The 14,175-nt window shown below is 43.9% G+C and carries 15 protein-coding genes and 1 tRNA gene; 3 read left to right on the top strand and 13 right to left on the bottom strand.

Features of this window, described 5'->3' with window-relative positions:
- Nucleotides 1-80 precede the first annotated feature (80 nt).
- The 6 genes from DWX23_RS20440 to DWX23_RS20415 form a co-directional block, all read right to left on the bottom strand.
- Nucleotides 81-1,049, bottom strand: a complete 969-nt coding sequence (locus DWX23_RS20440; RefSeq protein WP_122375814.1) for a FecR family protein — start codon at nt 1,047-1,049, stop codon at nt 81-83.
- A gap of 54 nt (nt 1,050-1,103) precedes the next feature.
- Nucleotides 1,104-1,673 carry an RNA polymerase sigma factor gene (locus DWX23_RS20435; RefSeq protein WP_255419764.1) on the bottom strand — a complete coding sequence of 190 codons (570 nt, stop codon included), beginning with the start codon at nt 1,671-1,673 and terminating at the stop codon, nt 1,104-1,106.
- Between the two features lie 118 nt (nt 1,674-1,791).
- Nucleotides 1,792-2,883: a hypothetical protein gene (locus tag DWX23_RS20430; RefSeq protein WP_122375813.1), complete on the bottom strand. Its 1,092-nt coding sequence runs from the start codon at nt 2,881-2,883 to the stop codon at nt 1,792-1,794.
- 12 nt (nt 2,884-2,895) lie between these two features.
- Nucleotides 2,896-3,330: a hypothetical protein gene (locus DWX23_RS20425; protein WP_122375812.1), complete on the bottom strand. Its 435-nt coding sequence runs from the start codon at nt 3,328-3,330 to the stop codon at nt 2,896-2,898.
- Entirely contained in the window at nt 3,327-3,890 is a 564-nt protein-coding gene (locus DWX23_RS20420; protein WP_187576753.1) for an RNA polymerase sigma factor, read from the bottom strand. Before DWX23_RS20420 ends, DWX23_RS20425 begins: the two co-directional genes overlap by 4 nt.
- Before the next feature lie 108 nt (nt 3,891-3,998).
- Nucleotides 3,999-4,072: transfer RNA gene (locus DWX23_RS20415), tRNA-Ala, on the bottom strand.
- A gap of 81 nt (nt 4,073-4,153) precedes the next feature.
- On the opposite strand from DWX23_RS20415, the gene DWX23_RS20410 reads away from it, so the two are divergent.
- Both DWX23_RS20410 and ruvC read left to right on the top strand, forming a co-directional pair.
- Nucleotides 4,154-4,471 carry a DUF4286 family protein gene (locus tag DWX23_RS20410; RefSeq protein WP_122375811.1) on the top strand — a complete coding sequence of 106 codons (318 nt, stop codon included), beginning with the start codon at nt 4,154-4,156 and terminating at the stop codon, nt 4,469-4,471.
- A complete protein-coding gene (gene ruvC / locus DWX23_RS20405) occupies nt 4,464-5,024 on the top strand; it encodes a crossover junction endodeoxyribonuclease RuvC (protein ID WP_122355671.1) in 561 nt (186 codons plus the stop codon). Before DWX23_RS20410 ends, ruvC begins: the two co-directional genes overlap by 8 nt.
- Before the next feature lie 55 nt (nt 5,025-5,079).
- Here the strand turns inward: ruvC and DWX23_RS20400 are convergent, their stop codons facing one another.
- Nucleotides 5,080-5,562: a ferritin gene (locus DWX23_RS20400; RefSeq protein ID WP_122375810.1), complete on the bottom strand. Its 483-nt coding sequence runs from the start codon at nt 5,560-5,562 to the stop codon at nt 5,080-5,082.
- 63 nt (nt 5,563-5,625) lie between these two features.
- Nucleotides 5,626-6,960: an NADP-specific glutamate dehydrogenase gene (gene gdhA / locus DWX23_RS20395; RefSeq protein WP_122375809.1), complete on the bottom strand. Its 1,335-nt coding sequence runs from the start codon at nt 6,958-6,960 to the stop codon at nt 5,626-5,628.
- A 316-nt stretch (nt 6,961-7,276) separates the two neighbouring features.
- On the opposite strand from gdhA, the gene DWX23_RS20390 reads away from it, so the two are divergent.
- The gene (locus DWX23_RS20390) at nt 7,277-10,234 is read left to right on the top strand and encodes a PEP/pyruvate-binding domain-containing protein (RefSeq protein WP_122355665.1); all 2,958 of its coding nucleotides are present in this window, start codon (nt 7,277-7,279) and stop codon (nt 10,232-10,234) included.
- Nucleotides 10,235-10,269: 35 nt separating this feature from the next.
- On the opposite strand, the gene DWX23_RS20385 is transcribed toward DWX23_RS20390, so the two are convergent.
- The 5 genes from DWX23_RS20385 to DWX23_RS20365 all read right to left on the bottom strand — a co-directional run bounded on the left by DWX23_RS20385 (nt 10,270) and on the right by DWX23_RS20365 (nt 14,175).
- Nucleotides 10,270-10,644: a DUF86 domain-containing protein gene (locus tag DWX23_RS20385; RefSeq protein WP_122375808.1), complete on the bottom strand. Its 375-nt coding sequence runs from the start codon at nt 10,642-10,644 to the stop codon at nt 10,270-10,272.
- Complete coding sequence (locus tag DWX23_RS20380; RefSeq protein ID WP_122355661.1) at nt 10,637-10,930, bottom strand: nucleotidyltransferase family protein; 294 nt, start codon at nt 10,928-10,930, stop codon at nt 10,637-10,639. Before DWX23_RS20380 ends, DWX23_RS20385 begins: the two co-directional genes overlap by 8 nt.
- Before the next feature lie 181 nt (nt 10,931-11,111).
- Complete coding sequence (locus DWX23_RS20375; RefSeq protein ID WP_122375807.1) at nt 11,112-12,107, bottom strand: metallophosphoesterase family protein; 996 nt, start codon at nt 12,105-12,107, stop codon at nt 11,112-11,114.
- 12 nt (nt 12,108-12,119) lie between these two features.
- Entirely contained in the window at nt 12,120-13,022 is a 903-nt protein-coding gene (locus tag DWX23_RS20370) for an alkaline phosphatase (protein WP_122355657.1), read from the bottom strand.
- Between the two features lie 82 nt (nt 13,023-13,104).
- Entirely contained in the window at nt 13,105-14,175 is a 1,071-nt protein-coding gene (locus tag DWX23_RS20365) for a metallophosphoesterase (RefSeq protein WP_122375806.1), read from the bottom strand.

Here is a 14,175-nt window from a genome sequence, read left to right as displayed (position 1 = left end):
AACATAAAATATATATGTATATAAAAAAACCGCTTTCTTTAGAGAAAGCGGCTCTATATGAACTCGGATGATACCTGATTTTATTTCAAAAAGATTTCTTTGCCGTTGATAACAGCTTTCAAATGATACGAGTGTTCAAGTACTTCAAGTACTTCATTCAGATTGGTAACAGGTAGAGTACTGGTGAAGGGATCATTGAGATAGACTTCACTTTCTATTCTTATGCGTACATTATAATTTTCTTCTATAGTACGAATCACCTGTGACAGGGGAGTGTTGCGGAATACCATATCACCGCGCCTCCAGGCTGATATATCTTTTATATGTTCGTCGTATATGACTGTTATATTCCCGGTTGCGTAATCCAATATAGCTTTTTGGTTCTTATTTAAGATCACCTGTTTATTGGTATGGGTAGACAGCAAGGAAACACGTCCTTCTTCTAATGCTAATTCGGCTGTCCGATCTGTTTTCCGGACAAGCAGGTTGAATTTAGTACCCAATACTTTTACTTGGAGTCCTTGTGCATCGATCAGGAAAGGAATATTCATATCGTGTTTGACCTGGAAATAACCTTCTCCTCCAAAGTGAATGTTTCGTTCTTTTTTGTTGTAATCTTTTGGGAGGTAAACGAGTCTGGATTCGGAATTGAGTGATGCTATGCTTCCGTCAGGCAATGTGACACTGGCACGTTCCCCTAGTCCTGTTTCCACAACAATTTCATTAGATAGCAAAGCTGTATTTTCATGATATAAATAGAAACTTAGTACGACAAAGACCGGTAATAGGACAGCCGCGGCTAACTGTGTCCAACGAAGTATCGGAGAAAAACGATTACTTTCGGGTTTCACTTCCTGATCGATTTTACCTTTTATTTTCTGTAACAGTTTGTCGTCGACAGAAGACGTATCGATCTCTTCATGCAGCCAGTCGTCAAGAATCAGGTTTTCCAGGTCCTGATTATCCATCGCGTTTGCATTTCCTCTAAGTACCGACAGATCTTCAGGACTCAGTTCGTTTATTCTATATTTTTTTATCAAGTCATTCATTCTATTCTGTATGTTAAGACAAACAATTATCTGATTTGTACTAATTGAATCGATTTAATTAATAAATAATAACATAAGATATACTCCCAAGCTTCCCAATTTCTCTTTAAGAGTTTTAAGTCCGAGGGAAAGCTGGTTCTTTACCGTCTGTTCACTCAGTGATAGTTTGTCTGCTATCTCTTTATTCGAGAATTGTTCTATTTTAGACAAAGTAATTACCTTTTGTTGCGTCTCCGGCAATGTTTTTAATATAGCACGGAACTTTGCTACAAATTCCTGATATTCCAGTTGGCATGAAGCGTCATCTACTGACCGTTCATTTATATACTGAATATATTCTTCGTATTCAGGTTGATTGATCTTTGTGCGGAATGCATTGATAAGGTAATGTTTTGTCATAATAAAAAGAAGCGAGCGAAGTGTATCTTCCTGTCGTATCTTCGCCCGGTTTGTCCAAAGCCTCATAAATACATCCTGTACAATTTCTTCTGACTCTTCCTGAGATTTCGTAAATTGTATGCTATACGCAAATAGACGTTTTGCGTACATCTCGTATATCCTCTCGAAGGCTTTATAAGAGCCGTTTTTCAATGAAAGGATAAGTTGTGGTTCATTATATTGCACTTGTTTTTCCAAAATACTCAATTAGATAAATCCTAGTATGTCTCCTTTTTCCTTCTGCAAACTTACATAAAAACTTTATTCATTAGTGTATTTAATAAAAATAAAGATCAAGCTGGCTTTATCTTTGCCACCTGGCATATAGCATCCCGCAGATTGCAAGCAGAGCGAGGAATCCGGTGATAACAAAAGCCCAGATATTTGGGACTCGTGACTGGGCTTCCAGTATATAATCGCCCGGTAACAGCCGGTAGGCATCTACCTTCCAGTAAGGAGTATCTCCTTCCCGCAAAGAAGTATTGGCTGTGATCAACCGGCCGGGCATATTGAGCTCATACTTAATCTGGTGGCCGAATAATTCTATTGGCCGGCATTTCTCTTCAAACAACTGGTTTATATGATCTTTGTCCTTTTGATATGCTGTGGAGAAATAAGTTGTCTGGTAGAAAGCATCGAGTAATTCACCCATATCTATCGATTCCAGGTCTGTATCTTTGGCCTTGTCCATGGCAGCTCTTTTGATCGCATCTTTATCCGCTTTCAATTTTGAAATAAAGACTTTGTTGCCTGATTTGCTTTCCCACTCTTCGATGGTTTCAAAGCGAAGTTCGTACAAACTCTCATCGTACCATTTCATGAAACGTTCTGTTAAGTCATTCAGTTTATCGTTCAGTTCCAACCCATTCATACCCTGATAGTCGGTCAGGTCACCTTGAAAGAGCAGTCTTTGTTCCTGCTTATTCAGGAACTGTTCGATAGGGATAGGTCCTTTCTCTTCGATTTGACGGTAACTACATGTAAATGTATAATAAGTATAAAACCATCTGAAATATTTTTCCAGCTTTTCCTGCGGAACGGCCAATGGCTCCAGCCACTTTTTTTCGGGGGTAAGGAGAGGAGGATTTTCCCATATATTCCATGTGTGTTTGACTTTCACATTCAATTTGTCTTCTTTACCGAGTGAATTGCTTTTCTCGCCCAGAATGACAAAAGGGATACTGGCATCCAAAGGGATCTGCTGCCAGCCCCGGATAGAGAACAGGAAAGGCGAATGAGTATTATCGCCAGCCATAAAGGCAGAATCGCCATAAGCATATACTTCACGGCTGATCTGTCCGTCCGGATAGATCTGAGTCACCATTCGATGATTGGATGAACAGGATGCCATAAGAAGCAATCCGGAAATGGTAAATAAGTATCCTATAGTTTTCATGTTTTCTTCGTTTTAGTGGATGATGTTTTCTACGGAATTTTTTTTGGACAGGAAGAAGGTCTTTCTTTTCGATAGTTCCTTCTTGTATTCCTTCCATTGTTCGGATAGATAATGGCTCTTTTTAAGGAAAGAACTTTCAGTGTTCCAGTCATCGGGCAGGAAGGATGCCTTTCCTTGCCAGACGGCGTTAGCAGTGGATGGTTGTTCCGTAAACTGCTTGTCTTGCGGAAATAATACCGTTTCGCTGATCAGGAAGCAAAGTAGAAAAGCTGCGGCAATACCGGAGATTCTACTGACTAAAAGCAGTATCCGTGAGGGATTTCCGGACGGTAATGCGTATATCCTGTTCAGGATATCGTTTGTCAGTTCTTCCGGGTTGTCCAGAAATGGTTCGGTTGTTTTTATCTTCTCCAACCATTGTTCGTATGTATCTTCTTTTTTTGTCATAAATTGTCCTCCATCAGGTTTATTTTTATTCGTATCTGTTTGCGTGCCTGGTAAAGATTGCTCTTGATCTTTTCGGCAGACATTCCGGTGATAGCTTCTACTTCGGATACTTCAAGTCCTTCTATTTCCCTCAGCGTGAATACCAGCTTTTGCTTTGGGGTCAGTTCATGGGTAAACCGGAGTATCAGCTCTTTCAGTTCCTTATTTATCAGGCTTTGTTCCATATCCTCTCCGGAAGAAAGGGAGATATTGGCGAGAGAGATTCCTTGCATACTCCCCGAAGGGGAATGCTGTAAAGAGCGCAGGCGGTCATAACAAACGTTTCCGGCAATTGTATAGATCCAGGTGGAGAAGCGGTATTCCCGGTTATACTTGTCAAGGCTCAACCACACTTTTACAAATGTTTCCTGTACCATATCTCTTGCCTCTTCTTCGTCGCAGAGTAAGCGGAAAGCCAGGCGAAATACAAGTTGCCGGTATTCTGCAACCAATGCGGCAAAGGCGGCCGTGTCCTGCTTTTTGCATTTGTCGATAAGTACTTGTATTTCCCTTTCATTCATCATATTCTGTTCCTTTATTATATGATACGTAAAAAAGAGGGGATGGTCGAATTAAAATATAAAAAAAGAGGTTCACCAATAAAGTGAACCTCTGTGAGTGTGTTTCCGTGGAGAATATCGGACTCGAACCGATCACCTTTAGACTGCCAGTCTAACGCTCTAGCCAGATGAGCTAATCCCCCGTGTGTGGTTTTCGGTTGCAAATATAGAGGTTTTCCTGAGATATTCGCTATCTTTGTATAAGAATTTTGGAGAAAAAGAATATGATCGTTTATAATACAACATTCAATATAGAGAATGATATCCTTACCGAGTGCATAGAATATCTGAAAAAGGGCTATATACCCCGTGCCTCGGCGAGCGGATTTTTGAGAACGCCTTATCTGCGCCGTATCTTACAAGATGAATCGGAGGATGCAAGCAGTTACTCTGTACAGTTCCATGTAAAGAATCCGGAAACGCTGGAATACTGGATGCAATCGGAAGGCCGTGCCCTGCAGGAAGAATTGATTACACGTTTCGGAACCAAGATCGTTGGTTTCAGTACCTTACTCGAAGAAATAGACTGGGAGAATGACTAAAGACCGCATTATATTAGGTATAGACCCCGGAACGATCGTGATGGGATACGGCGTACTGAAGATCGAAGGGAATAAACCGAAACTCGAAGCGATGGGCGTACTGCAGCTGAACAAGTACGAAGACCATTACCTGCGTCTGAAGAAGATCTTTGAACGGGTGCTGGCGCTTATCGACCAGTATCATCCTGACGAATTGGCAATCGAGGCACCGTTTTTCGGGAAGAACGTGCAGAGTATGCTGAAGCTAGGAAGAGCACAAGGCGTCGCGATGGCGGCGGCTTTGGAACGGGAAATTCCGATCTTCGAATACGCACCGTTGAAGATCAAAATGTCTATTACCGGCAACGGTAACGCTGCAAAAGAACAGGTAGCAGGCATGTTACAACGTTTCCTGCATATTCCGGAAGAGTCGATGTTGCCGCAGTTGGATGCGACCGACGGATTGGCAGCCGCTGTATGTCATTATTTCCAGACAAATAATCCGATCTCGGAGAAGAAGTATACCGGTTGGAAAGACTTTATGGCAAAGAATCCCGGTAAAGTAAGAAAATAAAAAACTCCGGTTCCTGATTTAACAGAGACCGGAGTTTCTTTATTATGGAAAGAAATTATCTTTTGCCAAGCTTGTGATCCAGAAGAATAGCATGATGTTCTCCATACATTTTCAGCTGATCAACGATTGCCTTTGCCGATGATTCTTCTTCTACCTGTTCACGAACGAAACCATATAAGAAGTCTTTTGCTGCATGATCGTTATCTGTTTCAGCGATGTCAACCATCTTGTCGATCAACTCTGATACATGTACTTCGTGTTTGTAGACATGTTCGAATACTTCCAGCGGAGTGCCCCATGCAGTCGGAACGACATTGATCTGGTTAATTTCGATGTCCCCCCCGCGGTCGATAGCGAAATCGATCATCTTGTGGGCATGTTCCATTTCTTCTTCTGCCTGTTTTCTCATCCAGTGTGCACAACCGTTCAGGCCTGCTTTCTGGAAATAGATCGACATTGACAGGTACAGGTTTGAAGACCACATTTCTGCTTCTACCTGTTCATTGAAAGCTTTTGATAAGTTCCTACTTAAGATCATAATGTTTACTTTTATTGAGTTGTATTTGTATAAAAGTAATTACAAAAAGCATGCCAGATTCTTTTATACAATACCTTGCGCCATCATGGCTTTGGCGACTTTCATGAAGCCGGCAATGTTGGCACCTTTCACATAGTTCACATAATTACCATCCTTACCATGAGCAAGACATTGCTCGTGGATAGCGCCCATGATCTGATGCAGTCTGGCATCCACTTCATCGGCAGTCCAGGAGATATGCATGGCATTCTGCGTCATTTCCAGTCCGGAAGTAGCGACACCACCTGCATTAACGGCTTTACCCGGTGCAAACAACTGTTTGTGTTCGATGAACAGATCGACAGCTTCTGCCGTACATCCCATGTTGGAGACTTCGGCAACGCATAAAGTCTTGTTCTCTATCAGCTTGCGGGCATCGTCGGCATCCAGCTCGTTTTGTGTAGCGCAGGGCAGGGCAATATCCACTTTCTGTTCCCAGGGCTTCTTGCCTGGATAGAAAGTTGCGCCGGGATATTCGTCGGCATAAGGTGCCACGATATCGTTACCGCTGTTACGTAGTTCCAGCATATATTCGATCTTGTCGCCCGAGATACCGTCCGGATCGTACACATATCCGTCCGGACCGGAGATCGTTACGACTTTGGCGCCCAGTTCGGTTGCCTTCTTTGTCGCTCCCCAAGCCACGTTCCCGAAACCAGAAACGGCAACTGTCTTACCTTTTATATCTATACCATGGGTTTCGAGCATCTGATGTACGAAATAGAGAGCACCGTAGCCGGTTGCTTCCGGACGAAGGATAGAACCTCCGAACTCCATGCCTTTGCCGGTGAAAGTACCTGTGTTTTCGCGGGCCAGCTTTTTGTACATGCCGTACATATAACCTACTTCACGTCCGCCAACGCCTATATCGCCTGCCGGTACGTCGCGGTCCGGCCCCAAATTACGCCACAGTTCCATAATGAAAGCCTGGCAGAAGCGCATGATCTCCGCATCGCTTTTACCACGGGGGGCGAAGTCGGAACCGCCTTTACCGCCACCCATCGGCAGGGTAGTCAGGGCATTCTTGAATGTTTGTTCAAATCCCAGGAACTTCAGGATGGACAGATTTACGGACGGGTGGAAACGAATTCCTCCTTTATACGGGCCGATCGCATTATTAAATTGTACGCGGTATCCTAAATTGACTTGTACTTCACCTTTATCGTCTACCCAGGGCACACGGAAAGTAAAGATACGTTCCGGTTCGACCAGCCGTTCGATGATTTTGGCTTTCTCGAATTCCGGATGCTGGTTGTAAACCTCTTCTATTGATAAAAGAACTTCTTTCACGGCTTGCAAGTACTCTTTTTCGCCCGGGTGCTTTGCTTCCAGTGCAGATAAAATAACTTCTGTCTTCATAGCGTTTCTTGCTTTTTTAGGAATAACAATGTGTAGGCAAATGTAGCGAATCCTATGGATTGACCAAGAGTTTTGCTTTCTTTTTGATAGCGGATTATATGTTTTTGATGCATGTCTTTGTGCCGATACTGTTTTTTTGCCGTCTCTCTAACGCCCGATTAAATACGGGCATACCGGAAAGTATAAGGACCAAAGGGAGGAAAATATTAAAAAGTAAGTAGGGAAATAATAGAATATAGGGAGAAAAATACTAATTGGCGGCATCCAAACTGATTTTTTCCTTACATTTGGGCGCATATAATTCTATGAAATCGTTATGAGCGGAATACCGGACTTTCAGAACCTTGTGTTTAAAGACACATCATTCGCCAATCTAATGAATAAGCGTATATATAATGTACTGCTTATTGCCACAAAATACGACGCCTTCATGCTGGAGGACGATGGACGTGTGGACGAGCAGATATTTAATGAATATACTTCACTCAGTCTTCGTTATCCTCCCCGTTTTACCCAGGTGACAACGGAAGAAGAGGCGCTTGCCGAATTAAAGAATCGTAATTTTGAGTTGATCATCTGCATGCCGAATATGGATAACCGCGATATTTTTGCGGCGGCAAAGGAGATCAAGATACATTATCCGAATATCCCTATCGTAGTGCTTACCCCCTTCTCGAAGGAGGTTTCCAAGCGTATCGCCAATGAAGACCTGAGTGCGATTGACTATGTATTCAGTTGGTTGGGTAATGCCGAGTTGCTGCTGGCCATTATCAAACTGATAGAGGATAAGATGAATGCGCCCGACGATACGGCGAGTGTCGGCGTACAGATCATCCTGCTGGTGGAAGACTCCATCCGCTTTTATTCGTCAGCATTGCCCCACTTATATAAATTCGTGCTGGAGCAGAGCCAGATGTTTGCCAAAGAGGCGCTGAACGGCCACCAGCAGACGCTCCGGATGCGCGGACGTCCCAAGATCAAACTGGCACGTACTTATGAGGAAGCTGTCCGTATCTTTAATCAGTACCGGGACAATATGCTCGGTATCGTATCGGATATGAGCTTTATGCATGATGGGGTGAAAGACCCTTATGCCGGGTATAAGTTCGGGCAATATGTCCGTAAGACTGGGCTGATCATTCCTTTTGTGCTCGAGTCTTCCGAGTCGAACAATAAAGTGTATGCCAAAGAATTAGGTGCCTCGTTTATCGACAAGAATTCAAAGAGTTACCCGCAGGATCTGCGTAAGAAGATCATGCAGCGTTTCGGCTTCGGTGATTTCGTGATACTGAATCCGCAGACGAAGGAAGAGATTATGCGTATCAAGGATTTGAAGGATCTGCAGAGGAAAGTATTCCAGATCCCCGACGATTCGCTGGTTTACCATCTTTCGCGCAACCATTTCTCCCGTTTCTTCTATTCGCGTGCCATGTTCCCGCCAGCCGAGGTGTTGAAGCGGGTCGATGTAAGCGATTATAAAGATATGGATGAGGCTCGTAAACTTATTTTCGACCTGATCGTCCAGTATCGCCGTATGAAGAACTCCGGAGTGGTAGCTATTTATCAGAAAGATCGTTTCGACGAGTATAGCAATTTTGCCCGTATCGGTGACGGTTCGCTGGGAGGAAAGGGTAGAGGTCTTGCCTTTATGGGGGCGATGGTTAAACGCTATCCCAAGTTGGAGACGGAGAACTTCAATACGAATATCCCGAAGACGGTAGTAATTTGTACGGATATCTTTGATGAATTTATGGAGACGAACGAGTTGCTGCCTGTTGCGTTGAGCGATGCGGATGACGAGACGATCCTGAAATATTTCCTTCGTGCCAGTCTGCCTGCCAGCCTGATAGATGACTTGATGGCTTTCTTCGATGTGGTGAAAAGCCCGATTGCTGTCCGTTCGTCCAGTCTGCTGGAGGATTCGCATTACCAGCCATTTGCCGGAATTTACTCTACTTATATGATTCCGCGGCTGGATGATAAATATGAGATGCTTCGCTTGTTGAGCGATGCGATCAAGGCTGTATATGCATCTGTCTTTTACCGGGACAGCAAGGGATATATGACTGCCACGTCGAATCTGATCGATCAGGAGAAGATGGCGATTGTTCTGCAGGAAGTGGTCGGTAACCGTTACAACGATCATTTCTACCCGACCATCTCCGGTGTGGCACGTTCGCTTAATTTCTATCCGATCGGTAATGAGAAGGCGGAAGACGGCATAGCTAATATTGCCCTGGGATTGGGTAAATATATTGTGGACGGCGGTCAGACATTACGTTTCTCTCCGCGCCATCCGCACAGTATCCTGCAGATGAGTTCGATGGATTTCGCTCTTCGTGAGACGCAGACCCGTTTCTATGCACTCGACCTGAAGAACCTGGCGGAACAGTTCTCTATCGATGATTCTTTTAACCTCCTGCGTCTGAACCTGAAAGATGCTGATGCGGATGGTTCTTTGAAATATATCGTTTCTACTTACGACCCCTACGATCAGATCATTCGTGACGGTTACTATCCCGGCGGGCGGAAGATCTTGTCTTTCGTTAATATCCTGCAACATGATGTATTCCCGCTGGCAAAGACGCTAGATGAATTGCTTCGCATCGGGCAGGAGGAGATGGGGCGTCCCGTAGAGATCGAGTTTGCCGTGAATGTCGATCCCGCCAATCACGACAAGGCTACTTTCTATCTGCTTCAGATCCGTCCGATCGTTGATAACAAAGAGATCATGGATGAAGACCTGACGCAGATTGAAAATGAAGAAACGATCCTTTCCTCTACCAGTGTCCTGGGGCATGGTATCGTGACAGACGTACAGGATATTATCTATGTAAAGAGCGGTGCTTTCAACTCGTCTAACAATCAGTTGATCGCTTACGAGATAGAGAAGCTGAACCGCCGTTTTACGGAAGAGGAAAAGAATTATGTGCTGGTTGGTCCCGGACGTTGGGGCAGCAGCGACTCCTGGCTGGGTATTCCGGTGAAGTGGCCACATATCAGTAACGCCCGTGTTATCGTGGAGTGCGGATTGGAGAACTATCGTGTCGACCCGAGCCAGGGAACGCATTTCTTCCAGAACCTGACCTCTTTCGGTGTCGGTTATTTCACGATCAACCCGTTCAAAGGCGACGGCTGGTTCGATGAGGCTTACCTGAATGCTTTGCCCGCTGTGGAAGATACCGAGTATCTGCGCCATGTCCGTTTCGACAAACCGATCGTCATAAAGATGGATGGGAAAAAGAGTTTAGGGGTGGTGCTTAAACCGGAATAAGAATAAAAACGGGGTCTGTATTACAGGCTCCGTTTTTATTTAGATATATCTTTAATCATTGTCTCAATTGTTGGAAGTAAAGATGAAATGTCTTCTTTTATTGTGGTGTAAACAATGCCTGCATCAATGTCGAAATAGTGATGTGCTATTTTATCACGAATTTGCATTACACCTTTCCAGTAAATATTGGGATATAGGGGTAGTATCTTCCCTTCCGTTATTTTATCAAAGTTTTTAACTGATTCTCCCAAGGCTATCAGATTCATGCAAATAGCGTCTAATCGAAGCATCCCGTCCGGAGTCTGTAGAAAATCGTCCATACAAGAAATCACGTTAGCACGTTCTTCGATCATTAATAAAGCTTTCCTTATATTATTCAAACATTGGATATGTAGTTCTTTATTAGACATAGATAGCTTCTTTACTGATGCGTTCTTTCAAATAATCATTCATATGTTCGCGGATGCGGATTAAGTCTACTGGACATCCGAACAGGTTTCTCAATTCAGACTGTATTTTGTCTAAAGTAAGTAAGGACGGTGCTTTCCCCTCATAACAAATATCAACATCACTACCTTCTTTTTGTTCTCCCCGTGCTACTGAGCCAAAAATCCCCATACGGGTTATACCATAATTCCCGGCATGCTGAGTTTTATAGTTCTTTAATATGGCGAGGTATTCTGCTGTTGTTTTCATATTATCTTGTTTTAGGACAAAGATAAAAATATTCTGGAATATATCATATCAGATATATTGGTAACCAACTATATTAATACATTTCTCATTTCTGTATATCTTTTGGAATATCTATTATATAAATAAGTCCTCTCATGCACTAGGCAGAGAGGACTTTATTGTTTGATGATACAATAATCGATCAGTCTTTCTTCTTGATAAAGTCCGAAGGATAATTCACCTTATTGATGATTTCATTGTCTTTCAAGCGGATCCAGGTCTTGAAGCCATTTTCACCTTCTGTCATTTCGATCACACGTGCACCGTTGGTCAGGTTGTTATAAACCGTGTCGCCACCTGTATAACGACCGTAAGCCAGTAAGATGCCTTTCCAATAAACGGCATAATCGTCATCGTGGTCGTGTCCGACAAATACACCCTGGATATCACCCATCTCTTTCATGGAAGCGAACAGGCCGGAATTCAGTTGCGGAGCGCAAGCTCTTTCCTTACGTGTTCCTACCAGAATAGCGGTTTCGTCGGATGCAGCCTGGTTGTATTCCGGTAAGGCGATGTGGAAGAATGCCAGAGATGGAACAGGTGTTCCGCCGTTCTGTTTTGTATATTGGGCACTGTTCTCACGATACCATTGTATCTGGTCGAACTTGATGTAATCGTATCCGCCGATTCCTCCGATCTGTGAATAAGAATGAGAGTCCATGCAATAGAGGACGGTTGCATCCTTCTTTCCGTCGGATGATTTGACCGGCAGGATATAATTGCTGGCACCTGATACGCCTGCAACGGAATCGGTCAGGTTGTAAGGGATCGTTTTGATGATATCGAACAACTCCGTACGTGTCAGCCCCTGTTCATTGTCATGGTTACCGAATGTCATACCGAAAGGTATTTTGCGTTTAGAGGCCAGGTTGAGAATGGTTCTCATTCCTTCTTCCGCCGGTTTGCCATAAATGACATCGCCGGTAAAAAGGACCAGGTCCGGTTTTTCAGTATCCAACACTTCATTGATCCTTTCAATCGAGATAGCCGATTTCGGGTTGTTATGAATATAATGTACGTCGGTAAACTGAACGATCTTGAATTTTCCGTCCTTATTGAATTGAAGTGCCGGTTGCTGGGCGTTTGCATTTAACAGACCACCTAACAGGCATAAGATACTTATAAATAATCTTTTCATCTCTTTTCTATATTATTTGAATACCGGCATTGGACGACCGATCCAAACCTGAGGCTGGGTCAGACCTAATAAAGCTGCAAGGGTAGAGGCGCAGTCGAACTGCATCATGCTGACATTGTCGAAGCAATAACCTTTCTTTACGTTCTTTCCGGAGATGATGAACGGAGTCTCCATTTCCAGCATGGTCTTGCCTCCGTGTCCCTTATTGATCCCACCGTGGTCTGCTGTGATAACAAAGATTGTTTCGTCCAGCATACCGGCCTGTTTAACGGCGTCGACGATTTTTCCGATGTTTTTATCCAACTCTTTCAGCGTATTGTAATAAGAAGGTGTGTCGTGTCCGTCGGCATGACCTACATGATCCGGATTGTCGAAGATAACGGCAAACAGGTTCGGCTTTTTCTCTGTGATATACTTCACCGCCATTTCTGTCAAAACGGTTGGATATTTATTATAATCCGGTCCCTGGGCATGATAGCTGAGTGCCAGTGTATCTACCAGATATTTGATGCCGTCCCAGTCATAGACACAACCGATTTCTGCTTTCGGGGCAGCGTCGCGGTACAGTTGGAAAACTGTTGGGAAAATACCATGTTGATTCAATTCACGTGAAGGAAGTTCAGGTGTTTTTGATCCCCATTCGGTGTATCCGTGAAGCTCCGGTCCCGCACCCATAAACATAGAAGCCCAGTTCACAGCACTGGAAGAAGGCAGAACGGAACGTTTTTTCAATGTGTAAGAACCGTCTTTCATTAATTGTTTGGTCACCGGCATCTCTGCTTTTTCTACGCTGTAAGCCCCCCAGCCGTCGAGACCGATCCAGATTACATGTTTTGCTTTTGGTTTGGCAGCAAAAGCCGAACTGATCGTTACAATGGTTAAAACCAAAATAAGAAGTAAGTTTCTTTTTTTCATGATATGTGTTTAATTTTGTATTAGTTCACCAAAGGTATGTATAATTGGAGCTACTCCCTAATTATCATAAGTTCTTTTATTATTATTTTATAGTAATATCGAATTGGTCATACGATTCCGTTCTCCAGGATTTGTCGGCTGTTGTCGGCGAAATGGCGAAAAGTGGAGAAAATGTTTTGATCTTGATCGTCTGTCCGTCAGGCATAAATTCCATGATACGGAGCCAGCCGTCGCCGCCGTTGCCATGCCAGAAACCATCGGCAGTCTGGGCGTTGAACATCATTTGCGGGATATCCTTACCGGCTGCATTCTTTTCGATGCTGAAACCGACATTGTCTTTATGCGGAGCGATTTCACATTCATGTCCGCAAACAACCAGGCAGATATTCTTCGACGGATAAACCAGCTTTTGCCAAATGGCTTCTCCATAGTTTGCCGGAGATATCTTATAGTTTTCTTTCAGGCGCCGTTTTCCGTCTGCAGTCAGGAAGGAGTGGGTCAGCAGGATCACTTTGTGATTGGCATATTTGGGTTTCTCTGTCACAGCTTTAGCCCATTCGATGGCTTCGTCGCGTGGCGCGAATTCCAGAGAGACCACCAGTATTTTACCCCATGTTTCAGTGTTAAATTCATAAGCTGCGTTTTCGAGTGTCGGGATTCCCTGATAATTGTTACCTACTTCAACCAGCGAATTTCTCCAGCAGGAATTTCTTTCTGACGGGAAATACTCCGGTAGACGGCACAGACGGTTCTCAGCCTTTTCGTATCCGTAATCATGGTTTCCGGTGCAGACCACATAAGGCAATTTATTATCCAGTCGGGCAAATGCCTGTGAGGCAGCTTTCCATTGTTCTTCGCTGGTCTGGTTGCCGTTTACTCCGTCAGGAATGCGGATTTCGTTCTGTTCTACCAGGTCGCCGGTACAAAGAACGGCTTCGATATTCAGTCTCTCTTTGTTGTTGGCGGTCCATGCCGTCATCAGTTCGAACAGCGGCTGGTTTACATCGAATTTGGTGTAACTCTGGGGGTCGGGCAACAAGATCATGGAGAATGATCTGTCGTCTGTCAACTTGGGTTGCATAGGCTGTACCTGTGCATTCATTGTCATTAGGTTCAGTAAAGCGATGACTGATAAAAATAATCCTTTTTTCAT

Origin of the sequence: Parabacteroides sp. AF18-52 (genome assembly GCF_003479145.1) — a bacterium.
Classification (GTDB): domain Bacteria; phylum Bacteroidota; class Bacteroidia; order Bacteroidales; family Tannerellaceae; genus Parabacteroides; species Parabacteroides faecis.
The sequence above is the reverse complement of the archived record's forward strand: the minus strand, read 5'-3'. Positions and strand labels throughout refer to the sequence as shown.